This is a genomic window from Winogradskyella forsetii, from assembly GCF_013394595.1.
In the GTDB taxonomy this organism is placed as follows: Bacteria; Bacteroidota; Bacteroidia; order Flavobacteriales; family Flavobacteriaceae; genus Winogradskyella; species Winogradskyella forsetii.
The window spans coordinates 1,103,191-1,127,772 of record NZ_CP053348.1 but is presented as its reverse complement, the minus strand read 5'-3'; the positions used below and the strand labels follow the sequence as shown (position 1 = coordinate 1,127,772).

Annotated in this window: 23 protein-coding genes; 2 read left to right on the top strand and 21 right to left on the bottom strand. The window is 31.7% G+C overall.

Features of this window, described 5'->3' with window-relative positions; genetic code table 11:
* Positions 1 to 313: 313 nt before the first annotated feature.
* The 21 genes from HM987_RS04790 to HM987_RS04690 all read right to left on the bottom strand — a co-directional run bounded on the left by HM987_RS04790 (position 314) and on the right by HM987_RS04690 (position 19,694).
* Positions 314 to 1,105 (bottom strand): hypothetical protein, encoded by a 792-nt coding sequence (locus tag HM987_RS04790; RefSeq protein WP_179005698.1) that lies wholly within the window; start codon positions 1,103 to 1,105, stop codon positions 314 to 316.
* Between the two features lie 144 nt (positions 1,106 to 1,249).
* Complete coding sequence (locus tag HM987_RS04785) at positions 1,250 to 1,579, bottom strand: hypothetical protein (RefSeq protein ID WP_179005719.1); 330 nt, start codon at positions 1,577 to 1,579, stop codon at positions 1,250 to 1,252.
* A gap of 281 nt (positions 1,580 to 1,860) precedes the next feature.
* Entirely contained in the window at positions 1,861 to 2,751 is an 891-nt protein-coding gene (locus tag HM987_RS04780) for a leucine-rich repeat domain-containing protein (protein ID WP_179005718.1), read from the bottom strand.
* A gap of 164 nt (positions 2,752 to 2,915) precedes the next feature.
* Positions 2,916 to 3,440: a hypothetical protein gene (locus HM987_RS04775; protein ID WP_179005716.1), complete on the bottom strand. Its 525-nt coding sequence runs from the start codon at positions 3,438 to 3,440 to the stop codon at positions 2,916 to 2,918.
* Between the two features lie 140 nt (positions 3,441 to 3,580).
* Positions 3,581 to 4,072 (bottom strand): hypothetical protein, encoded by a 492-nt coding sequence (locus HM987_RS04770; RefSeq protein ID WP_179005696.1) that lies wholly within the window; start codon positions 4,070 to 4,072, stop codon positions 3,581 to 3,583.
* A gap of 243 nt (positions 4,073 to 4,315) precedes the next feature.
* Complete coding sequence (locus tag HM987_RS04765) at positions 4,316 to 5,107, bottom strand: hypothetical protein (RefSeq protein ID WP_179005698.1); 792 nt, start codon at positions 5,105 to 5,107, stop codon at positions 4,316 to 4,318.
* A gap of 120 nt (positions 5,108 to 5,227) precedes the next feature.
* The gene (locus tag HM987_RS04760; RefSeq protein ID WP_179005714.1) at positions 5,228 to 7,042 is read right to left on the bottom strand and encodes a DUF262 domain-containing protein; all 1,815 of its coding nucleotides are present in this window, start codon (positions 7,040 to 7,042) and stop codon (positions 5,228 to 5,230) included.
* A gap of 4 nt (positions 7,043 to 7,046) precedes the next feature.
* Positions 7,047 to 8,990 carry a KAP family P-loop NTPase fold protein gene (locus HM987_RS04755; RefSeq protein ID WP_179005712.1) on the bottom strand — a complete coding sequence of 648 codons (1,944 nt, stop codon included), beginning with the start codon at positions 8,988 to 8,990 and terminating at the stop codon, positions 7,047 to 7,049.
* A gap of 7 nt (positions 8,991 to 8,997) precedes the next feature.
* On the bottom strand, positions 8,998 to 9,363 hold the full coding sequence (locus tag HM987_RS04750) for a hypothetical protein (protein WP_179005710.1): 366 nt from the start codon (positions 9,361 to 9,363) through the stop codon (positions 8,998 to 9,000).
* Positions 9,364 to 9,614: 251 nt separating this feature from the next.
* A complete protein-coding gene (locus HM987_RS04745) occupies positions 9,615 to 10,406 on the bottom strand; it encodes a hypothetical protein (RefSeq protein ID WP_179005698.1) in 792 nt (263 codons plus the stop codon).
* A 215-nt stretch (positions 10,407 to 10,621) separates the two neighbouring features.
* On the bottom strand, positions 10,622 to 11,458 hold the full coding sequence (locus tag HM987_RS04740) for a carboxypeptidase-like regulatory domain-containing protein (protein WP_179005707.1): 837 nt from the start codon (positions 11,456 to 11,458) through the stop codon (positions 10,622 to 10,624).
* A gap of 202 nt (positions 11,459 to 11,660) precedes the next feature.
* Positions 11,661 to 12,143 (bottom strand): type II toxin-antitoxin system VapC family toxin, encoded by a 483-nt coding sequence (locus tag HM987_RS04735; protein ID WP_179005706.1) that lies wholly within the window; start codon positions 12,141 to 12,143, stop codon positions 11,661 to 11,663.
* Positions 12,133 to 12,912, bottom strand: a complete 780-nt coding sequence (locus tag HM987_RS04730) for a hypothetical protein (protein ID WP_179005704.1) — start codon at positions 12,910 to 12,912, stop codon at positions 12,133 to 12,135. Before HM987_RS04730 ends, HM987_RS04735 begins: the two co-directional genes overlap by 11 nt.
* 215 nt (positions 12,913 to 13,127) lie before the next feature.
* Positions 13,128 to 13,922, bottom strand: a complete 795-nt coding sequence (locus HM987_RS04725) for a cation transporter (RefSeq protein WP_167919739.1) — start codon at positions 13,920 to 13,922, stop codon at positions 13,128 to 13,130.
* A 167-nt stretch (positions 13,923 to 14,089) separates the two neighbouring features.
* Complete coding sequence (locus HM987_RS19490; protein ID WP_229724599.1) at positions 14,090 to 14,329, bottom strand: hypothetical protein; 240 nt, start codon at positions 14,327 to 14,329, stop codon at positions 14,090 to 14,092.
* 188 nt (positions 14,330 to 14,517) lie between these two features.
* Complete coding sequence (locus tag HM987_RS04715; RefSeq protein WP_179005702.1) at positions 14,518 to 14,913, bottom strand: hypothetical protein; 396 nt, start codon at positions 14,911 to 14,913, stop codon at positions 14,518 to 14,520.
* A gap of 176 nt (positions 14,914 to 15,089) precedes the next feature.
* Positions 15,090 to 15,662 carry a hypothetical protein gene (locus HM987_RS04710; RefSeq protein ID WP_179005700.1) on the bottom strand — a complete coding sequence of 191 codons (573 nt, stop codon included), beginning with the start codon at positions 15,660 to 15,662 and terminating at the stop codon, positions 15,090 to 15,092.
* Between the two features lie 233 nt (positions 15,663 to 15,895).
* Positions 15,896 to 16,687, bottom strand: a complete 792-nt coding sequence (locus tag HM987_RS04705) for a hypothetical protein (RefSeq protein ID WP_179005698.1) — start codon at positions 16,685 to 16,687, stop codon at positions 15,896 to 15,898.
* 212 nt (positions 16,688 to 16,899) lie between these two features.
* Complete coding sequence (locus HM987_RS04700; RefSeq protein WP_179005698.1) at positions 16,900 to 17,691, bottom strand: hypothetical protein; 792 nt, start codon at positions 17,689 to 17,691, stop codon at positions 16,900 to 16,902.
* A gap of 141 nt (positions 17,692 to 17,832) precedes the next feature.
* Positions 17,833 to 18,324, bottom strand: a complete 492-nt coding sequence (locus tag HM987_RS04695) for a hypothetical protein (RefSeq protein ID WP_179005696.1) — start codon at positions 18,322 to 18,324, stop codon at positions 17,833 to 17,835.
* 359 nt (positions 18,325 to 18,683) lie between these two features.
* On the bottom strand, positions 18,684 to 19,694 hold the full coding sequence (locus HM987_RS04690) for a 3-oxoacyl-ACP synthase III family protein (protein WP_179005693.1): 1,011 nt from the start codon (positions 19,692 to 19,694) through the stop codon (positions 18,684 to 18,686).
* 242 nt (positions 19,695 to 19,936) lie between these two features.
* Here HM987_RS04690 and HM987_RS04685 point away from each other — a divergent pair, with 242 nt between their 5' ends.
* Together HM987_RS04685 and htpG are read left to right on the top strand one after the other, a co-directional pair.
* Positions 19,937 to 22,387 (top strand): prolyl oligopeptidase family serine peptidase, encoded by a 2,451-nt coding sequence (locus HM987_RS04685; RefSeq protein ID WP_179005691.1) that lies wholly within the window; start codon positions 19,937 to 19,939, stop codon positions 22,385 to 22,387.
* Positions 22,388 to 22,556: 169 nt separating this feature from the next.
* Entirely contained in the window at positions 22,557 to 24,467 is a 1,911-nt protein-coding gene (gene htpG / locus HM987_RS04680; protein ID WP_179005689.1) for a molecular chaperone HtpG, read from the top strand.
* Positions 24,468 to 24,582: the final 115 nt, after the last annotated feature.

Here is a 24,582-nt window from a genome sequence, read left to right as displayed (position 1 = left end):
CGTTTTTTGTCAAAACTAATTGACAGTTGTCTAATTCAAAATTCTAAATGCGTGAACTATGCTTTTCATTTAGTTAAAGGACTTTTTAGTGCGTTTGTCAAATGACACACAACGTCTCTGTATATGGCTCGTAGCTTGCAAATTATAAAATTATTTTCGGATTAAGCACGAGCCGAATTTTTTAATTTTTCTTATTATCTTTTTTTGCTCAATAAGCCAAATTAAAAAATTTGGCGGACTAGCAAATATACCTTAACTTCGATTAATCAACTAACTAGCTATGAGCTATATACGTTGTTGTAAACAGTTATTTTCACCATTCTTTTCCATCATAAAATTCGTTTTTGACAAAATCGTAATCAACAAAAAATCCAGCTTTCAGATTCGGATGTTTTTCTTTCAATTCCGTTCGTTTTTTGTCGGTCATTCTCCAATGTGCATCAAGTCTTTCTAATTTTTCCATTTCCAAAATCACGTCATAAGATTTATCTCTTATTGATGCAGTAGACATATCCAAATGTTTCAATTCTTTAAGTCTTTTAAGAGGAACTAAACTGTCAAGCATTAGGTTTTTTGGCGCGCTAAAATCTCCTCCAAGACAAAGTCCAGATAATTCAGTCATCTCTCCGATGATTTCATAATTCTCAACTTTAAAACTATTTTCGATTGTTAATCTTCTTAATTTTTTTAATGATTTTAAAGCAGATAAATTTTTAAGTCTACTAAATGATTGAAGAGATAAAGATGATAATTCTTTTAGTTTTGAAATTGAATTTATGTTTTCGACTGTTGATGTCCAAAAAAATAGAGTCTTGAGATTTTTCATCTTACAAATTGCCTCAAAATACTCTTGATTAACTCTATGTCTAATAGACAACGTAGTTATATTATCCAATTTGGGTAGTAATTCAATCCAGTCGTTTTCCAGTTCAGTTCTTTGCTTTTTAGAGAAAGAATCTGGAAAATCCATTGCCAACGTCGAGATGTGAAGATTTTTAATTTCTGAAATATTCTCAGGTATATCTTGACAACATAATTGTTCGTCATTTTTGCCTTCAACATCGTATAAGTAACAAAGTTTATTTCTGTCGAATGCGTTTTTCATAATTGTTTACAACGTGATTGTATAAGATTAGTGGCGTGTTTAAGCACCTAATTTAGCAAATAAAAACCAGATAGAAAATCCGCGAGGATTTTCGTAAGTAGGCGAGAACTAGCCATTAATTTTATACGGTGTTGCCATTAGTTTTTATCTATTTATATTTTGAACTCGTTCGACTTTATTCTTTCCGTTTAAGAAAATAACAAATTCGTAATGGTCTAACATTGCATAATTATCTGGGTCAGGTGCAACATAACAAATTGTGTTTTTAGTCCAATAATCAGTTGTGTATTCATTCCCTAACAATTCAATTATCTCGTTTTTTGTTTTTCCATTGAGTTTTTTATTCTTTTCTAAATCATTAACCATTCTATATCTTGAATCCACATTCTCAATCCAGTCTTTTGAATTAAATTCCTTTGACCTTAAAACAGGGTCAATTATTCCGTAACAAATTCCAATCATTAAAGTTGTCAAAAAAATCGGCATTAAAAATGTCGCTAGAATAGAATACAATTTGATGTTTTTGATTCGGAATTTTTTTGTCAAAAACTTTCTATATAAGAAGTAAGAAGGAATCAAGAAAAGAACCTGAATTACAATAAATATAAAAATTAGTTTAATCATTTCGGTATTTCTGTCAAATTAATGGCAACGGTTTTGTGTATGATTAGTGGCGTGTTTAAGCACCTAATTTAGCAAATAAAAACCGAATAGAAAATCCGCGAGGATTTTCGTAAGTAGGCTTGAACTAGCCATTAATTATACACGTTGTTGCCAACAGTAGTTTTTATTATTTGTTCCGATTCTTTTTTTATTCCTTCGTATTTTTTAATAAACTCTTCGCACTTTTCATTCGCTTTTGGGTTTGTACATTTTACTCTTCCAGCTCTTTTGCCGAGAAATTCAAAATATTCGTTGTATTCCCAACATAACTCCCAAATCCCACCTTTAGTTCCACATTCAGCATTGGGCAAAGCTGTTTCTAAAAACGCATATTCTTTCGTGTTTAAAGTTGCTCGTCCAATTATTATTTTCTTTAAATTATTTAGTTTTAAAATCGGTAAAAATGCAGGGAATTCTGTTTTGTTAATTATAAAACCTAAAGAAAACACTTCAAGATTTGGCAAGCCTTCTAAAAATTCAAAATTTTCAATCGGTTGATTCCAGTCAAGTGTTCCGTCAATGTGCAAATATTTTAAACTTTCAATTCCTTTAAGATTTTCAAAACTCGAAACTTTTCTTAAATTCTCAAAGTGAAGTGATTTCAGTTTCTTTAAATTCCGCAAAGGTGATAAGTCAGAAAATCCAGAAACATATTCAAGCACAATCTCTTCTAAATTGATTAGTTCTCCAATGAATTCTATGTCTTTTGTTCGCAGATGAGTAATTCTCAATCTTGTTATTTGAGTTAGTTCGCTTATTTTTTGAACTTGTTCTTTACTCGGTTCGTGTAAAGTTATTTCCTCAATATTTGGGCAATTGAAAACTTGAGTCCAATTATTATCATTTTTAGAAATCGTTAAAATTCTGACTTCTTCTTTGTCTATTATTTCCTCGTTTGCAGAATACGAATATCTTTCAACATTCGGAATAATTGTCCAATAGTTACCTGTTCTGTCTAAAAAATCTCCAAAATGGTGTTTCATTCGTTTGAGTGAGTTCTATTGTTGGCAACGTTTGGTGTATGATTAGTTGCGTGGTTCAGCAACTAATTTAGTAAACAAAAACTTGCCAGTGAAAATTCAGAAGGAATTTTCCAAGAAAGCAATGACCAAGCAATGAATTATACACAATGTTAGCTACTGTATTTTTAATCTTCTAAATAGTCTTCTATAAAATGGGTTCTATTGTATAAATAAAGCCAGCCCATTTTGTTGGTTTTTGAATTTGGTTGATTCTGATATGTCCATTCAATCCGATATTTTTTTGTTTCCCATATTTGAGCTTTATTCCCAATTTTTCTTCTGTGCTCTACGAACCCAGTTGGCATGTAATCCCATAGTTTTATTAATTCACTTCTAATTTTCTCATATATCTCAAAGGGCAAACCATTGCCATTTTCTCCAAAAACTACGTGCAATGATATTAATTCTTTATTTTCAAAATATGCGACGATTCGATAAGGAAAATCTGTTTTAAGGTCTACTAATCTCATTTTAGATGATTTCATAGCCCAACCATTATCTGGTAATGAATCTGGTGCAGTAATTTCTCCGAGGCTACCTAATTCAAAAGGTTTGAGAATGGGATTTTTATCTTGAGCTATTACCAAAAAACTCATCATTAATTGAAGAAGTAAAAATGTCTGCTTTATTTTGAATCTGTGTTTTTTCATATTGTAGCTAACGTTTATGTATAAGATTAGTTGCGTGTTCAAGCACCTAATTTAGCAAATACAAACCAAATAGAAAATCCGCGAGGATTTTCGTAAGCAAGCTCGAACTAGCAATTAATTTTATACGGTGTTGTGAGCAGTTATTGTTTTTCATTTTTCAATTCAGCGAGTAATTTTTCCTCAATGTCAGAAACATAATCTCTTTCAACTACAGTAATTCGTACTTCGTATTCGTGATATAATTTTTTTATACTTAAAAACGAATCTATATCCTTTTTATAAGGTTCCAAAATTTGCTCCTCAACGATTAATTTTATGTCCTGTGTTCCAGTTTTAAATCCGTTTATTCCGAAAAATGGATTCAAAGTTCCATTACTGAAAGTATCAGTTTTGATTTTTGAGTCTTCATACTCATTACTCACAATTACCGATAATAAATAGTCAAAATTCGGTTTTTTATTCCGTTTATATTTAGCTATTCTTCCAATATGTTTTCCAAGAGAAATTGTATCAGGTATTTTAAATTCAAATAAATCTTCTTGATTTTTTAAATCAGAATTTCCGAGTTCATTATCGGTAGCTTCATTTCCTTTTTGTCCACAAGAAACGAAGAAAATTAGTAATAAAATCAAATTGAAAATGTTTCTCACAGATGTTCTTTTTAATTGCTCACAACGTTCTTGTATATGGCTCGTAGCGTGCAAATTATAAAATTATTTTCGGATTAAGCACGAGCCGAATTTTTTAATTTTTCTTATTATCTTTTTTACTCAGTAAGCCAAATTAAAAAATTTGGCGGACTAGCAAATATACCTTAACTTCGATTAATCAACTAACTAGCTATGAGCTATATACGTTGTTGTAAACAGTTATTTTCACCATTCTTTTCCATCATAAAATTCGTTTTTGACAAAATCGTAATCAACAAAAAATCCAGCTTTCAGATTCGGATGTTTTTCTTTCAATTCCGTTCGTTTTTTGTCGGTCATTCTCCAATGTGCATCAAGTCTTTCTAATTTTTCCATTTCCAAAATCACGTCATAAGATTTATCTCTTATTGATGCAGTAGACATATCCAAATGTTTCAATTCTTTAAGTCTTTTAAGAGGAACTAAACTGTCAAGCATTAGGTTTTTTGGCGCGCTAAAATCTCCTCCAAGACAAAGTCCAGATAATTCAGTCATCTCTCCGATGATTTCATAATTCTCAACTTTAAAACTATTTTCGATTGTTAATCTTCTTAATTTTTTTAATGATTTTAAAGCAGATAAATTTTTAAGTCTACTAAATGATTGAAGAGATAAAGATGATAATTCTTTTAGTTTTGAAATTGAATTTATGTTTTCGACTGTTGATGTCCAAAAAAATAGAGTCTTGAGATTTTTCATCTTACAAATTGCCTCAAAATACTCTTGATTAACTCTATGTCTAATAGACAACGTAGTTATATTATCCAATTTGGGTAGTAATTCAATCCAGTCGTTTTCCAGTTCAGTTCTTTGCTTTTTAGAGAAAGAATCTGGAAAATCCATTGCCAACGTCGAGATGTGAAGATTTTTAATTTCTGAAATATTCTCAGGTATATCTTGACAACATAATTGTTCGTCATTTTTGCCTTCAACATCGTATAAGTAACAAAGTTTATTTCTGTCGAATGCGTTTTTCATAATTGTTTACAACGTGATTGTGTATGATTAGTTGCGTGTAAATAAGCACGAACTTTTCGGATTAAAACTGACCTTAAATATATAAAAAAGCCAATGAATTAAGCACTTAACAGCAATTAATTATACACGGTGTTGGCAACAGTTATTCTGTCCTAAAAGGTATTTAATTAACTTGGTTTTCTCATAATCTTTTCGGACAACACATTTTTCTAAATTCCATTCAGAATATTGTTCTACTAATCTAGATTTTATTATAGTCAGCGAACTTTTTTGATAACCTAAAAGTTTTTTGCTTTCTACATTGTTTATTGAACGATTAATCTTTTGTTCCAAAGCAACTAAATTACCTAAAGAGTTTAAATTTTCTCCCCATTCAGATTTTATTAAATCACGATTTGTTAAATCTTCGTCATTGTATGACTGTATATGCTCAATGTCAATCGGATTCCAAAAGAGATTCTTCTTAACGTTTTTAATATCTTCTGGTAAATTTGATGTAATATCTTCCTCTAACAAGGCCGAAAGTCTGCAAAGTATGTTTTTGACCTTTGCGCTATATAAGATATCGCCTGACATAATTTGGTTTAGTCTTTGCTTTTTCCAGTCATAATGCTGATTAATTTTTTTGTTAATATGTTCCATTACAGAATCAAACGAATCGTTTACAATAAGTTTGATTAGTTGACTTGTAAAGGAACTATTGATTTCATTTATTGATTTTTGGTAAATTAAACTGTAAATCAAATATAATTTTGTTAGCTGTTTTGTAAATATTGCCAACTTATCGTATTTGTATTCATCATCCTTTAAACTGTTTAAGACCAAAAAACTTAAAATCCAAAAGCGACCGTATCTTGACCACCACCATAAGTGAAGTAATCCAGCATTTTCAACATTCGAATAGGAATTGTTTCTCCATTTTTCTTCCCAATTATATCTCAAATCGATTAGTGTGTTTATCTCACTTAATTTTAATTCGAGATTGCTCGATTTAATAGAATTTCTATAATGTTCCCATTGATTGATATTGAAAATTGTTTCAAACAATCTGTCAAAAAAAGTATTTGCTCCATAAGTGTATAGAACATTTGGAAGATTGTATTTAGCGATTAGGTAGAATTGATAAATATGTAAGATGCTTTGAATATTTGCAATTTCACTTTTAAATGATTTATTCTTTACATCTATTTTTTCGTATAAAGCACTAATTTCATTAAAAACTTGCTTGTTTTCGCTTTGCAAGTTTAAATATTCATACATACGAATCTTGAAAATATCCCCTGCATTAAGGTCTAAACCAGTTGTGTTGATTGCATCAAAAATCTGTAAGGTTTTGGATAAACTCGCTTTTGTTTCTATAACAACAAAATATACATTTGAGAAAAGATGATTTATGAAATTCTCTATATTAAAAAGTTCCGTGTCTGTTTGATTGTCTATTAAAACACTAATTAATTGAGCGTTGTTTAGATATGTATTTAAGGAATTTTCTAATGGAATTTCAATGTTATTTTGAGACAACAACTCATTTAAATTTAACTGCTGTTCGCCATTATTAACTTCTGTTTTTAACCAATTTAGCCTAATATCATCTAATAATTGTGAATCAGAAAATTTTAATTTTAAAACTTTTAGTAGAATTAAAAAGGTTGTAATTCTCTGTTGACCGTCAATAATATTTTGTGTGTTATCGCTTTTTAGTTCGGATAATTGCATCGTTCCAATAAACATTGGTTCTGCATCTTTATCTTGTTCATAACCCCAAAATGAGGCAAAAATATCATTGATGAATTTCTTAATTTGGGATTCAGTCCAAGAATAAGGTCGTTGATAAATAGGAATTACATAATTTGTGGTTCCGTTTAATATGATATTTTCTTCGGATTGATTGTTTTGTCTTAAAGTGTAAGTTCCTGCGTTTATTGAAAATGCCATTTTTTTATTGCTGATGAAATTCTTGAAGTTTTAAACTTAAATCTTGAAGTCTAACTAAAAACTGATATATCTCCGAAGAAACTTTACTGATTTTGACTAAATTTTCTTGTTTATAAAAATCTTCAAGGCTCGGTAAAACTAAATAAGTATATAAATGAATAATGTGATGATTTTCACGTTTAGCCAATTCATCATAAAAGTTTAAGCTTTCAAAATCTGGATGGCTTTCTATAAAAATATTCCAATCATTTTCCAATTGTTTGAATTCATTTGTCAACTTTGCTTCGTCAATACATTCTTGTAATGTATTATGTTTAGCAGGACAAATCCATTTATCTGACATCATAATTAAACGAACTTTCCCATCGAATGGATGCGAATGCAGTTTTAACCAATGTCCCCAATTTTTCTCTGAAAATTTGATGTAAGCATTTGATTGAACCCTTTTTCCTTGTGGTTTTATAAGATTTGCAATTTCGGGAAGTTGTTTTTTCATTTCAGGAATTAACAAATTTCTTAAATGTTTCAAGAAATTACCTCTATGATAATCAACTACAGGCTTGTCAAAAGCTTCAAGATTAGTAACAGATGAAAGGGAAATTATAGAACCAACAAAGTCTTCTACATCTTCTTCTTTTTCGTTAATTGATATTTTTAAACTGTTTAACAGTCTTGAAATACTTAACGCTCTTTTTTTTAAATAGTGGTCGTTTTCACAAAGTCTGAATAGAACTTGTTCCCATTCTTCGTCAAATTCTTCTGATTGATTTAGTTTGGCTTTGCTTTGTTCGTCAAGAGATTTTAGATTCATTTGCAAAGCAATGTTTTCATTCCATTTATCAAAACCAGAATACATAGTCAAAAGTTTATAAACTGGTGGAAATGCAATTTGAATACTAACCAATGTGAAATTGACAAGTAATTCCAAATCATCATTTAATTGGTCATTCTCTTCTGAATTGCCTTTTGTAGCATTTATGCAACTTATCAAAGAAAGTGAATTTAATAGTCTTTTTAACGCTCTTGGATTTGTACCAACAGATAAGTTAGAAATTTCTGAAAATTTCGAAATCAGTTCAGTATTTTTAGAATGTGCTTCATCTATGTAATTTATTGAAAATAAACTTTCTTTTAGGAAATTGTCAATTTTATAACTTGTAACTGGCATTGAAAATGGCACTTGAATGATTTTATCAAAAAATGACCTAAATTCTCTTTCATTTTGTTCTGAAATTTTACCAAATTTTGGCTCAAGTCCTTTTATTACAACGTCATAATCAATTGCCAAAACGAAAACACAATTTTTTAATGTGAAAATGTTTTTGAGTAATTCTAAAAGTTGTACTGCAACTGGTGGGTCAATTCTATCTAAATCATCTATAAAAAAGATGAAACCTTGTTTATCATCTTTTTGAATACAATTTTCAATGATAGTTTCTAATTCTGTTCTAATTTCTGAAATTGATGATTTACCTCTTTCTGTGAAAAGGCTTTCCACAACTTCCGATGAACCATCAATAAATTTATTGGCTGCTGTTTTTGCAGCAAATTTCATTGCTGTTTTTCCAACTCCCCAAAGTTTATTGACAATTTTTTGAGTTTGCGTTTCGTCAACGTTAGCAATCTTTGAAGTTTCTTGTATTAATCCAGTAATTATGTCTATCAATGTAGAGGAAGCGTCTTTCATTAAAGCATATTCCCAAGTGTTTAACCAAACAGAATGGTAATTTGAATTATCTCCATCACTTAAATTCTTTTTGAGACTGTTCATTAAAGAAGTTTTTCCGCTTCCCCATTCGCCTTGAAGTGCAATTGTTATAGGTGTGTTTGTGTGGTTGATAAATCTTGTAAGTCCGTTCTCAAAAGGCTCAATTCCAAAATTATCTTTTTCGCCATTGGATATATTTCTTGGAATATCCGTTATGCTTGATTTTAAAATGCTTCTCATAATTTTATTAAATGATTGAAATTAATGCAGATAATTGGTCTCTTGTAAGAGAGCCATCAATATAGTATTCTGTACTACCATATTTGTTTTTGCTCTTAATTTCATTGCCATCTATATAAAATCTTACATTTCCATATTTATTTTTGTCTTTAACTTCTTTTCCGTCCAAATAATAACGTGTAGTTCCATATTTGTTTTTTTCTTTTATTTCGTCTCCGTCCAAATAGAATTTTGTATTTCCATACTTATTTTTTTCTTTGATTTCTGGTGAGTCAATGTAGAACAAAGTTGTTCCATATTTTTTATCCTTGATTTCATCTCCATCGATATAGAAAATTGTTTTTCCGTATTTTTTGTCTTTTATTTCAGCCATTTAGTTTAGGTTTTTTGTTCTTATCGCGATTTTTGTTTTAATTGTTGCCAACGTTCTTGTATATGGCTCGTAGCGTGCAAATTATAAAATTATTTTCGGATTAAGCACGAGCCGAATTTTTTAATTTTTCTTATTATCTTTTTTACTCAGTAAGCCAAATTAAAAAATTTGGCGGACTAGCAAATATACCTTAACTTCGATTAATCAACTAACTAGCTATGAGCTATATACGTTGTTGTAAACAGTTATTTTCACCATTCTTTTCCATCATAAAATTCGTTTTTGACAAAATCGTAATCAACAAAAAATCCAGCTTTCAGATTCGGATGTTTTTCTTTCAATTCCGTTCGTTTTTTGTCGGTCATTCTCCAATGTGCATCAAGTCTTTCTAATTTTTCCATTTCCAAAATCACGTCATAAGATTTATCTCTTATTGATGCAGTAGACATATCCAAATGTTTCAATTCTTTAAGTCTTTTAAGAGGAACTAAACTGTCAAGCATTAGGTTTTTTGGCGCGCTAAAATCTCCTCCAAGACAAAGTCCAGATAATTCAGTCATCTCTCCGATGATTTCATAATTCTCAACTTTAAAACTATTTTCGATTGTTAATCTTCTTAATTTTTTTAATGATTTTAAAGCAGATAAATTTTTAAGTCTACTAAATGATTGAAGAGATAAAGATGATAATTCTTTTAGTTTTGAAATTGAATTTATGTTTTCGACTGTTGATGTCCAAAAAAATAGAGTCTTGAGATTTTTCATCTTACAAATTGCCTCAAAATACTCTTGATTAACTCTATGTCTAATAGACAACGTAGTTATATTATCCAATTTGGGTAGTAATTCAATCCAGTCGTTTTCCAGTTCAGTTCTTTGCTTTTTAGAGAAAGAATCTGGAAAATCCATTGCCAACGTCGAGATGTGAAGATTTTTAATTTCTGAAATATTCTCAGGTATATCTTGACAACATAATTGTTCGTCATTTTTGCCTTCAACATCGTATAAGTAACAAAGTTTATTTCTGTCGAATGCGTTTTTCATAATTGTTTACAACGGTTGTGTATATGGCTCGTAGCGTGCAAATTATAAAATTATTTTCGGTTGAGCACAAGCCAGATTTTTAAATTTTACTATTTATTTTTTTGTTGGAAATCGTCAAATTTAAAATTTTGGCGACTTTCCAAATAAGCCTTAAGTTCGATTAAGCAACTAATTAGCTATGAGCTATATACGTTGTTGTAAAACGTTTTTTCGCACTAATATTTTTGCTTGTTAGTTTTAAATAGAAAATGGACTCCAGCTACAAAAAAATCAGCATCATCAATTCTATTATATTTTGCGACAAGACTAAAAATATCTTTATAGATAAATTTACGGAAATGAAAATTATACGTAAAGTAATCATTCCAATAGCCTATTTGTGCACCATATTGTAAGTTAGAATTATGATGCCATCGCTTTAATCCAATTGCAGCTCCAAAACTTTGTTGCTCTTTAAAATCTTGTATTCCAACCTTAGTTGTAAGAAGAGAGTTTATAAATGGTAAATCTATTACATCGGTAGTGAGACTGATGTCCATTAATTCCAATTCAGAATATTCCTTTTTCAGATACTCAATAGAAGTATTGTAAAAAGAGTTTTTGAGAAGTGGTCTATGATAACTCAATCTTGTTTCGTAAGTCAAATTATCATCAAAATTTGTTGCAAGCGCTAATTTTACTGAGATACTCTCTTGAAAACTTTCAAAATGAAGTAGATTCTGCTCATCTTGTCCATTACTTATTGAAATTCCATAAGGTGCAAAAGTTATATCTGAAAAAGTACCTATTGACATCCAAATTCCACGTTCTTGATATGTTGACATTTCAATAGATAAAGACGTATTTTCTGAAAGATTATAATTTATGGTTTCATATCCAGCGTAGCTAAAAATCAGAACATTAAATTCATCAGGAACATTGATAGTAAACTTTCCATCAAAATCTGTTTTCGTGTTTATAGTCGAGTCTTTAACTAAAATGGTTGCTCCGACTACAGGATAACCGTCTCCATAAACGATTCCGCTATATTCCGTATTTTGACTAAACGCCAAGTTGGTTATGATTATGAAAAAAAAGAGTAAAATGTTCCTCAATGTTTGTTTTAAATGTTTTACAACGTTGTTGTATATGGTTTGTTGCGTGTTTTAAGCAACTAATTTAGTAAATAATTACGGACAAAGAAAGTCCGCGAGGACTTTCGCAAGTAGGCAAGAAGCCAGCAATAAATTATATACGGTGTTGTAAAACGTATTTTTATAAATCTAAAATTCCGAATGTTTCTGTAAATGGAACATCAATACTAATTATATCGAATTTTGGATTTGTTCCTTTCTTTAATAAAGCTAAAGTGTTTTTTGAACGAACGTCAGAAGTTACAAAATGACTAATAGTTTTATCTAAATCCGATTGTGCAAAAAGCTTTGAATCGTTTGGAATTATTGCTCTAGGTGATAGTTTCTTGACATTGATTTTATTCTGCGAAAAAATAATTTCGGCAAATTCTCCTGTCTTTTCAGCATCTTTTAAGTTGAACGGAACAATTTGGACATTTTTTAGTGGTAAATCTTCAAGTTTTCCAAGAACACAATATTCTGCAATACTAATAGTAGAAATTTTTAAAGCTATTTCGTTTTCCAAGAAATATTTAAAATAACCAACAGCATTTGAGTGAAGTGGGTCTTCATCATTAAGAAGTCGAATAAAAAAACTTGTATCTAATAAAACACTATGCTTCATATCCACCTCTTAAATTTAACAGCCATTCATCTGGATTAATATTATTCCAGCTTTTTTTGGCTTTTTTAATTAGTGAATTCAGATAGTCGCTGTCAAATTTTGGTTGATAATCAATTAGTTCTAATAAAGAAAGTGATTTTGTGTCAATTTCGCCAGTTTCAATGTTTTGTTTTCCACTCACTCTAACACCAAATTTTTTATAAAGTAAATTTTCTTCTCTTTCCTTTAAAAACTCTTCTCCAGTTTCAATCGATAAGTATCCGTAATCTTTAGTATCTAAATGGATGTTAGCTTTACTTTTTCCGCCAGCATCTTTTAGAATACCATAAAAATAGAATTCCGCTTCAACCCAAATATTTTCTGTTCTAAAATATTTAGTAGAAGGATTAATAGTTAATTCATAGTCGTCTTTGAGAGAAGTTTTAATTTGAAATTCATAATTTTTCTGACGTGATAAATTTTGAATATTTTCAATAGCTCTCGCAGTTTTTAATTCCAGAAAATCTATTGATTCATTAGCTTGAACTTGTCCTAACACAGCACTAAATCCAATTACTGTTTGAATAGTTGTTTTAAATAGATGTCTGACAGAACCTTCTTGAATATCATAAGTAATAATTGGTCTATCTTTCTTATTGTTTGGATATAGTAAGTCCTCAACATTTTGCAAAATAGTTGCAATATGCTTAATATCGTAGTTGTCAGGACTTAAACTTTGATTCCCTGATTTTCCTACAACTCGGATTTCTATGTCTCCAATTTTTTCCACAATTCAAAGATACAATTATTTTAATATGCTTTATAAAATTATTGTATGCAACTTGTTTTTCAATATGTTTTACAACGGTTTTGTGTATGATTAGTGGCGTGTTTAAGCACCTAATTTAGCAAATAAAAACCGAATAGAAAATCCGCGAGGATTTTCGTAAGTAGGCGAGAACCAGCCATTAATTATACACGTTGTTGTAAGTAGTGCTTTTTAGTTCACTTACTTAATTTCAAAATCCGAAATGCTCCTTGAATTACCAATGCAAAAACAATTGTTCCGATAATCAAATCAGGTTTATTAGAACTCAAATAATGCACTAAAATTCCTGCAATAATTACTCCCAAATTGATAATCACGTCATTCGAAGTGAAAATCATACTCGCTTTCATATGTGCTTCTTCTTTGCTCTTTGACTTTTGCAAAATATAAAGACAAATTCCGTTTGCAATAAGTGCAAAAATCGAAACTATAATCATTGTTGAAAAATCGGGAAGTTTCTCGTTTCCGAAAAATCTTCTCAAGACTTCTACAAATCCAATAATTGCAAGTATTATTTGAAAATATCCAGCAAGTTTGGCAATCCGTTTTTTCTTTATTACTGTTCCGCCAACCGCAAACAAACTAATTCCGTACACAAAACTGTCCGCAAGCATATCTAAACTATCGGCAACAAGTCCCATAGATTTTGAGATAATTCCTGTTGTCATTTCAATAATGAAAAAAGCAAAATTTATGGCAAGTACAGACCAAAGTAGTTTTTTCTGATTTTCGTTTTCTTTAAATTCCGTTTGGTCGGTTTGTTCCGTTGAGATTTTTTTTCCACCTAAATTCAATTCGATAACGGACTTTTCGATTTGGTCAATTTCTCCGCTGTGAAAAACGGTCAATTTTCGATTCGGAATATCAAAGTCCAAATTCGCAATGCTTGAAATTCCGTCCAATTTCATTCGGATAAGATTTTCCTCTGAAGGACAATCCATTTTGGTAATTTCAAATATTGTTTTATTCACTTGGTTTCTGGGTTTTTCGGCATTACTTACAACGCTCAGTGTATGGTTTGTTGCGTGATTAAGTTACTAATTTAGCAAACTTTGACGAGCCTGAGAAAATTCCGAAGGAATTTTCCAGATAAGCACTTGGCAAGCAATGAACTATACACAATGTTGTAGGTAGTTTTTTATAGTCCGTCAAATATTCCTCCAATAAATTCTCCAACACCTTCTAATAATCCATCAAAGACATCTCCGAAATCCAGCCAAGAAGCGTCAATATCTAAATCAGGAATTGCTAACCAATCTACAGAAGTCGAAGTTGTAAGTCCACTTAACATTTCGGTTTTCATATCAACATAGTTGCATACCTCTCCAGTAATTTCGTGATAAGCGTCAAAGTCAGAATGAGAAGAGAATGTACACATAGCCCAACAATGCCAATCTATTCCGCTAGAATCATAGTGTTTAGATTTTTTTGAGGGTTTTTTAACTTCTTCTGGCTTATAGTATTTTTTATTTCCGTGTTCTGCGACTAATATCTTTCCAATATCTGTGATTTATTCTTTTTTATTAGGTGGTGCTGTAGGACATTGAGTGTTCATTTTTAGTTTTTTTATTTTTCATTCAGTTTGTCAAAATATTTTTTACGATAAAATTCATTGACATCTCTTTTTATAGTGTCCGTTTTTGAATTTCTAACATAATATTCAAAATCAGAATCAATTTTCTTATATAATGAATCTCCAATATTTATTTTTTCGTGGATGAAAAAAGGAATTTCTTTTTCCCATTTATTGTCAATTAAAATCGGTCTAGTTCGTCCGTTATCTTTGACTAATAATAGACTTGTTATTTTTCCAGAGTATGAGTTATTTCGGATTTTTTCATATTCTTTTTTAAGATAATTCTGCGAATTGTTTTGAATTAGTGAGATAGAGATAATTACAATAAAAATTGGAATAAACACCAATGCAAGACTTTTTCGGATTGTCTTTTCTTGTTTTTTCAATTCATTTTTGTTTTCCGTACTCATTGGTCAAATTACCTACAACGCTCAGTGTATGGTTTGTTGCGTGATTAAGTTACTAATTTAGCAAACTTTGACGAGCCTGAGAAAATTCCGAAGGAATTTTCCAGATAAGCACTTGGTAAGCAATGAACTATACACAATGTTGTGTGTAGTTTTTATCTTTCCGCTTGCTTGTTTTTCGGAATGTTAATTACTCCACAACCGTCAACTAACCATTTATTATTCACTTCTTTTATCCTCATATTAATAGAAAAACCTTTCCAAGTTTTAGCTTCTACAGTCAAATAATTTGAAATAGAGTCAAATTCAGCAAGTTTAAAACCGTCATCGGGATAATCTTGAGCGTCAAAAATCGGGTCGAATCCAAGTCCGTATTCAGGTTCAGATTTATAAGCATCTTCAATCATTTTTTTTAGTTCTTCTTTAAATTCTTGACTAACATCCTGATTAGAATTTACCCATTTAACGATTCCTATTTGTTCTTTCATTTTGTTACAATTCACAACATAGTCGTTGATAAATTTCAACGCAACATATGTTTTTGATGTTGTATCTTCTAATTGAACTTTAGTTTTCTCTTCGCTTAAAACGTTTTTTATTTTCGGTTCTTTCTTATTTTCAATTATAAGTCCATTATTTTCTTTGAAATCAGTTTTTTCTTTTTTGTCATTGCAACTAAAAGCTATTAGAATAAATAGAATTAAATATAAATTTTTTATCAATTTCAAATTTCAGTTCGGTTTTTCTTAAATTACACACAACGTTCTTGTATATGGCTCGTAGCGTGCAAATTATAAAATTATTTTCGGATTAAGCACGAGCCGAATTTTTTAATTTTTCTTATTATCTTTTTTACTCAGTAAGCCAAATTAAAAAATTTGGCGGACTAGCAAATATACCTTAACTTCGATTAATCAACTAACTAGCTATGAGCTATATACGTTGTTGTAAACAGTTATTTTCACCATTCTTTTCCATCATAAAATTCGTTTTTGACAAAATCGTAATCAACAAAAAATCCAGCTTTCAGATTCGGATGTTTTTCTTTCAATTCCGTTCGTTTTTTGTCGGTCATTCTCCAATGTGCATCAAGTCTTTCTAATTTTTCCATTTCCAAAATCACGTCATAAGATTTATCTCTTATTGATGCAGTAGACATATCCAAATGTTTCAATTCTTTAAGTCTTTTAAGAGGAACTAAACTGTCAAGCATTAGGTTTTTTGGCGCGCTAAAATCTCCTCCAAGACAAAGTCCAGATAATTCAGTCATCTCTCCGATGATTTCATAATTCTCAACTTTAAAACTATTTTCGATTGTTAATCTTCTTAATTTTTTTAATGATTTTAAAGCAGATAAATTTTTAAGTCTACTAAATGATTGAAGAGATAAAGATGATAATTCTTTTAGTTTTGAAATTGAATTTATGTTTTCGACTGTTGATGTCCAAAAAAATAGAGTCTTGAGATTTTTCATCTTACAAATTGCCTCAAAATACTCTTGATTAACTCTATGTCTAATAGACAACGTAGTTATATTATCCAATTTGGGTAGTAATTCAATCCAGTCGTTTTCCAGTTCAGTTCTTTGCTTTTTAGAGAAAGAATCTGGAAAATCCATTGCCAACGTCGAGATGTGAAGATTTTTAATTTCTGAAATATTCTCAGGTATATCTTGACAACATAATTGTTCGTCATTTTTGCCTTCAACATCGTATAAGTAACAAAGTTTATTTCTGTCGAATGCGTTTTTCATAATTGTTTACAACGTTCTTGTATATGGCTCGTAGCGTGCAAATTATAAAATTATTTTCGGATTAAGCACGAGCCGAATTTTTTAATTTTTCTTATTATCTTTTTTACTCAGTAAGCCAAATTAAAAAATTTGGCGGACTAGCAAATATACCTTAACTTCGATTAATCAACTAACTAGCTATGAGCTATATACGTTGTTGTAAACAGTTATTTTCACCATTCTTTTCCATCATAAAATTCGTTTTTGACAAAATCGTAATCAACAAAAAATCCAGCTTTCAGATTCGGATGTTTTTCTTTCAATTCCGTTCGTTTTTTGTCGGTCATTCTCCAATGTGCATCAAGTCTTTCTAATTTTTCCATTTCCAAAATCACGTCATAAGATTTATCTCTTATTGATGCAGTAGACATATCCAAATGTTTCAATTCTTTAAGTCTTTTAAGAGGAACTAAACTGTCAAGCATTAGGTTTTTTGGCGCGCTAAAATCTCCTCCAAGACAAAGTCCAGATAATTCAGTCATCTCTCCGATGATTTCATAATTCTCAACTTTAAAACTATTTTCGATTGTTAATCTTCTTAATTTTTTTAATGATTTTAAAGCAGATAAATTTTTAAGTCTACTAAATGATTGAAGAGATAAAGATGATAATTCTTTTAGTTTTGAAATTGAATTTATGTTTTCGACTGTTGATGTCCAAAAAAATAGAGTCTTGAGATTTTTCATCTTACAAATTGCCTCAAAATACTCTTGATTAACTCTATGTCTAATAGACAACGTAGTTATATTATCCAATTTGGGTAGTAATTCAATCCAGTCGTTTTCCAGTTCAGTTCTTTGCTTTTTAGAGAAAGAATCTGGAAAATCCATTGCCAACGTCGAGATGTGAAGATTTTTAATTTCTGAAATATTCTCAGGTATATCTTGACAACATAATTGTTCGTCATTTTTGCCTTCAACATCGTATAAGTAACAAAGTTTATTTCTGTCGAATGCGTTTTTCATAATTGTTTACAACGTTTATGTATAAGATTAGTTGCGTGTTCAAGCACCTAATTTAGCAAATACAAACCAAATAGAAAATCCGCGAGGATTTTCGTAAGCAAGCTCGAACTAGCAATTAATTTTATACGGTGTTGTGAGCAGTTATTGTTTTTCATTTTTCAATTCAGCGAGTAATTTTTCCTCAATGTCAGAAACATAATCTCTTTCAACTACAGTAATTCGTACTTCGTATTCGTGATATAATTTTTTTATACTTAAAAACGAATCTATATCCTTTTTATAAGGTTCCAAAATTTGCTCCTCAACGATTAATTTTATGTCCTGTGTTCCAGTTTTAAATCCGTTTATTCCGAAAAATGGATTCAAAGTTCCATTACTGAAAGTATCAGTTTTGATTTTTGAGTCTTCATACTCATTACTCACAATTACCGATAATAAATAGTCAAAATTCGGTTTTTTATTCCGTTTATATTTAGCTATTCTTCCAATATGTTTTCCAAGAGAAATTGTATCAGGTATTTTAAATTCAAATAAATCTTCTTGATTTTTTAAATCAGAATTTCCGAGTTCATTATCGGTAGCTTCATTTCCTTTTTGTCCACAAGAAACGAAGAAAATTAGTAATAAAATCAAATTGAAAATGTTTCTCACAGATGTTCTTTTTAATTGCTCACAACACCCATATAACGTTACTCAAGCTATAAAAGTAACGTTATATCGCTTAAGTCTATACTTCTGGGTTGTTTGTAGTAAAGATATTCAAATTTAGCTACTTGTCAAGTAGACTGTTATTTATTTAGTATGGATACCAGTAGTATTAGTAAAGAAATGTTTATTCGTATTAGGTTAATGATTTAATTGTTGCCAAGGTGGTAAATCAGTATTTTTCTAAAAAAAGCGCTCTTAATAGATTATCTCGTCAATCAGAATTGAATAAGTGATATTAGGTATTTGTAAATGCGTACAAACATTTAAAAAGTATTTGTAAACGTTTAAAATTTCATAATCACACTTCCCCAAGTAAATCCACTACCAAAAGCTGCCAATACAACCGTATCACCTTCTTTAACCTTACCTTCTTCCCAAGCTTCAGTCAACGCTATTGGAATCGATGCCGCTGTGGTGTTTCCATATTTTTGAATGTTATTGAAAACTTGGTCGTCAGATAGTTTAAACTTCTTTTGTATAAATTGTGAGATACGCAAATTCGCTTGGTGCGGAATCAACATATCGATATCATCGACTTTTAATTTGTTGGTCATTAACCCTTCCATAATCACTTCACTAAAACGTACCACTGCATTTTTAAATACAAACTGGCCGTTCATGTGTGGATAATAACTTTCGTCATTTGGGTCGTTATCTTCTAAGATGTCATTGACCCAACGCTTGCCCATTCCTGGTGCAATCAAAACCAATTCTTCGGCATGTTCGCCTTGTGAGTGTAAATGGGTCGATAAAATACCTTTTGTATGGTCTTCTTCTCGCGTTAAAACGGCCGCTCCTGCCCCATCACCAAATATAACCGTGACACCTCTGCCTCGAGTGGTTTTGTCCATGCCGTGGGAATGTAACTCACTACCAATAACTAGAATGTTTTTATACATGCCCGTTTTTATAAAATTATCGGCAACAGACATGGCATAGATGAAACCAGAACATTGGTTACGTACATCCAAAGCACCAACTGTTTTTATATTCAAGGCGTGCTGAACTTGAACTCCTGGACCAGGGAAATACATGTCTGGACTCAAGGTCGCAAAAACAATAAAATCGATATCGTCTTTATCCAATCCTGAGCGCTCAATCGCAATTTTGGCGGCTTTTACGCCCATGGTGGCTGTGGTATCGCCACTCCCCTTTTCTGCCCATCGTCGTTCTTGGATACCTGTACGTTCTTGGATCCATTCATCGTTTGTATCCATCATTTTTGACAGGTCGTGGTTGGTGACCACATTGTCTGGCACGTATTTTCCTAAGCCTATTATTTTTGAATTGTACATATAAACATTTTTTTTATTTCCCATGACAATGGGAATCCTTTATTTTCGTTTCCCATCCATAACCTTCGAGTGGAAACCTAATTATTTAGTCTTGCGAATTTAAACTTTAAGGTACAATAAACTTTTAATCCATTTTATATTCGTTATGCACGCATAATAGATTGGAAGGTTTTAACAAATCTCTCACATTTTCAGATGTCAAATTTCACTACCTTGAAGCCACTAATCAATTTTATTTCATCATGAAAAATAGTATCCGATTATTTACATTTTTATTATTTCTAAATGGCTTTGCTCAAAAAAGCCTTACCTACCAACAACCCTCAGACGAGATCATGGAATTAGCAGATGTTGATTTAGCTCCTGCCGTAATCGTGGACAGCGAAGGCGAGCACATGGTATTGCTTTACCGTAACCAATATAAATCCATTTCTGAGCTATCAGAAACTGAGCTAAGATTGGCTGGTCTTAGAATAAATCCGGTCACAAACATTGGGAGTAGAACCAACTATTATACGAATCTTAAAGTGAAAAAAATAAAAGATAAAGACGCTACTCAAGTTGCTGGCTTACCTGAAGATGCAAGACTTTCTGGATTTAGTTGGTCACCAGACCAATCCATGATTGCCTGCCTTAACACCACCGCAGAAGGGGTGGAAGTTTGGGTATTGAATATCGCAGAAGCTAAAGTAACCAAACTTACAGGTGCCAATGTTAACGCTAATATGAGAAGCACCATAAATTGGTTTAAAGACAATCAAAACCTATTGGTAAAGATGTTGCCAAATGACAGAAAACCATTAATCAATACAGATGTCGCCGTACCATCTGGGCCTACAATTTCAGTTAGTGATGGCGCCAAAGCACAAAATCGAACCTACCAAGATTTATTAAAAACACCAAATGACGAATTTAATTTTGAGCAACTTGCACGCTCAACGATTAAAAAAGTATCAACCAATGGTAATGTTGAGGACTTTTTAGGAGCTGATATGTATCGAGGGATTAGTTTTTCACCAGATGGAGAGTACGTTATGATAACCACTATAAAACGACCATTTTCATATTTAGTTACCTATACGAGGTTCCCAAGTGAAAGCACTATTTATGATAAAAATGGAAATAAGATAAAAACGGTGAACGAAGTACCACTTGACGAGGTGCGACCAAAAGGATTTATGGCTACCCGTACCGGAAAAAGAAACATGACTTGGCGCGACGACCAACCATCTACTTTGGTTTGGGCAGAAGCTTTAGATCAAGGAGATCCTGAAGTTGACGTCGATTATAGAGATGCTGTTTATCAACAGAAAGCACCATTTAATAGCGACCCGAAACTCTTATTAAAAACCAAACAACGCTTTGCAGGTATTGAATGGGGCAATGAAAATACTGCTGTTGCTTACGATTATTGGTGGAACACTCGAAATACAAAAACCTACCTCTTTAATCCGTCTAAATCAAACAAAGAAGTTAAGATCATTTCAGATAGAAGTTACCAAGATGTTTATAGCGATCCAGGGAATTTTGTTACTTCTAAAAACAAATTTGATCGCAATACATTGACTATGAATGGCAACAAACTATACCTTATGGGAGATGGCTATTCAAAAGAAGGTCAATTTCCTTTTATAGATGAATATGACGTAAAAACGAACAAGACCAAACGCCTATACCAATCTGAATATACTGATAAACTCGAAAGCTTAAATACGGCTATCGACATGAAAAAAGGGGAGATTTTAGTTAGAATAGAATCTAAAACAGACTATCCAAACTACTATATAAGAAATATAAACAAGACAAATGATATAGAAGCGATTACAGATTTTGAGAATCCTTTTAAAAGTTTAGAGAATGTGAACAAACGTGTCATCAGTTACAAAAGAGATGATGGTTTGGACCTAGAAGGCACACTCTACTTGCCATTAAACTACGAAGAAGGAAAAAAATACCCAATGATTTTATGGGCTTATCCTCGTGAGTTTAAGGATAAAGCGAGTGCCGCTCAAAGTACATCCAATCCCAACGAATTTGTATATCCATATTGGGGTTCACCGATTTATTGGGTAACTAAAGGTTATGTGGTGTTAGACGATGCCGCTTTTCCTATTATTGGTGAAGGCGAGGAAGAACCAAACGATACATTTAGAACGCAATTAGTCGCCAATGCAAAAGCGGCAATTGATGCGGTAGATGATTTGGGCTACATCGATAGAAATAAAGTGGCCGTTGGTGGCCATAGTTATGGCGCATTTATGACCGCAAATTTATTGTCTCATTCCAATTTATTTGCTGCTGGTATTGCCAGAAGTGGTGCTTATAACAGAACATTGACACCGTTTGGATTTCAAAGTGAAGAGCGCAGTTATTGGGATTCGCCAGAAACGTATTATACAATGTCTCCATTTATGCACGCAGATAAAATGAAAACACCTTTACTCTTAATTCATGGTGTTGCTGATAACAATTCTGGCACGTATCCTTTACAAAGCGAACGCTATTTTAATGCTCTGAAAGGATTAGGCGCGCCTGTAAGGTTAGTTATGCTACCAAAAGAAAGTCATGGTTATAGAGCTAAAGAATCTATAATGCACATGCTTTGGGAACAAGACCAATGGTTGGAGAAGCATGTAAAGAACAGAGTTGAGGAAAAAGAACCGATTGAAAATGAAGAAGCGCTCAAGGATTAAAAACTAAGTATCTATAAATATGAAAGCCATTCTATAAAATGAATGGCTTTTTTTATGTCATCTTGTCACAATTCTTTTATTGGTATTTTATTTGACTAGAGGTTAAAGAGCAATTAAAACTATAATTAATCAGTTTCCCGCTTTTGTGGGAGCATTTAATAAATTAAATATGACAAAAGGCAACATTAATGTATCGGTAGAGAATATCTTTCCGTTAATTAAAAAGTTCTTGTACAGCGATCACGAAATCTTTTTACGTGAGCTGATTAGTAACGCAACGGATGCGACCCTAAAACTAAAACACTTAACAAGTATTGGAGAAGCCAAGGTTGAATATGGCAATCCAATCATCGAGGTTAAGATTGATAAAGAAGGTAAAAAACTTCATATCATTGATCAAGGTGTTGGTATGACAGCTGAAGAAGTTGAAAAATACATCAACCAAATCGCCTTTTCTGGTGCTGAGGAATTTTTAGATAAGTATAAAGACTCTGGAAAAGACACAGGCATCATCGGTCATTTTGGACTTGGATTTTACTCGGCTTTTATGGTCGCAGAAAAAGTGGAGATTATCACTAAATCCCACAAAGACGAACCTGCAGCACATTGGACTTGTGATGGTTCTCCTGAATTTACTTTAGAGCCATCTGATAAGGAAACCAGAGGCACAGAGATTATTCTTCATATTGCGGAAGATTCGACAGAATTTTTAGAAGAAGCTAAAATCCGTGAGCTATTGATGAAGTATAACAAGTTTATGCCTATTCCAATTAAATTTGGAACTAAGGAGATAAACGATCCTGAGTTTACACCAAAAACGACTAAGGATAAAGATGGTAAGGAAACCACTGAGCCACACAAACAGATTACGGTTGATAATATTATTAACAATCCAAATCCGGCTTGGACCAAACAACCGACAGATTTAAAGGACGACGATTACAGCAGCTTCTACAGAGAATTGTATCCTATGCAATTTGAAGAGCCATTGTTCCATATCCATCTTAATGTAGATTATCCGTTCAACTTAACAGGAATCTTGTATTTCCCTAAGATGACGACGGATATGAACATGCAGAAGGATAAAATTCAATTGTACCAAAACCAGGTTTTTGTAACCGATAATGTGGAAGGTATTGTTCCTGAATTTTTAACGATGTTACGTGGTGTTATTGATTCGCCAGACATTCCATTAAACGTATCGCGCTCCTATTTACAAGCCGATGGTGCTGTGAAGAAAATATCATCTTACATCACTCGTAAAGTAGCTGACAAACTGAAATCATTGTTCAATGCGAATCGTGAAGATTTCGAAAAGAAATGGGACGATATAAAAATAGTGATTGAATACGGTATGCTTTCTGAAGAAAAATTTTTCGAAAAAGCAGATGCCTTTGCTTTATACCCAACAGTGGATGGTAAATACTACACATTTGAAGAATTGACCAATGCCATAAAAGCAAAGCAGACGGACAAAGACGATAAAATGGTGATTCTTTATGCTTCAAATAAAGATGAGCAACATTCTTACATTCAATCCGCAAAAGCAAAAGGTTACGAAGTGCTTTTATTGGATTCACCTATTGTGTCACATTTAATCCAGAAATTGGAAACGACCAAAGAAAACATTTCTTTTGCTCGTGTTGATGGTGACCATATTGATAACTTAATCAAGAAAGACGACACGACGATTTCGAAATTATCTGATGAAGAAAAAACGAAATTAGACGAGTTGCTTAAAGAAGTGATTCCTTCTGAAAAGTTCACCGTACAATTAGAAGCTATGGATAGCGACGCCTCACCTTTTATTATTACACAACCAGAATTTATGCGTAGAATGAAAGAAATGCAACAAACTGGTGGTGGCGGAATGAACATGTTTGGCAACATGCCAGAGATGTACAACCTCATCGTGAATACAAATTCTGAATTGGTTGGTGAAATTATAAGCACGAAAACCAAAAAGAAACAAGAACGTTTAATCACGCAAAGTTTAGATTTAGCACGTTTATCTCAAGGCTTGTTAAAAGGTGAAGAGTTGACTAACTTTATTAAACGCAGTTATGAAATGATAAAATAAAGTTTGGTCACTTATGCGGGTTACTGAGCGTAGTCGAAGTAAAAGGTGAAGAGTTAACTAACTTTATTAAACGTAGTTATGAGATGATAAAGTAGACAAAAGACCGCTTCGCTTT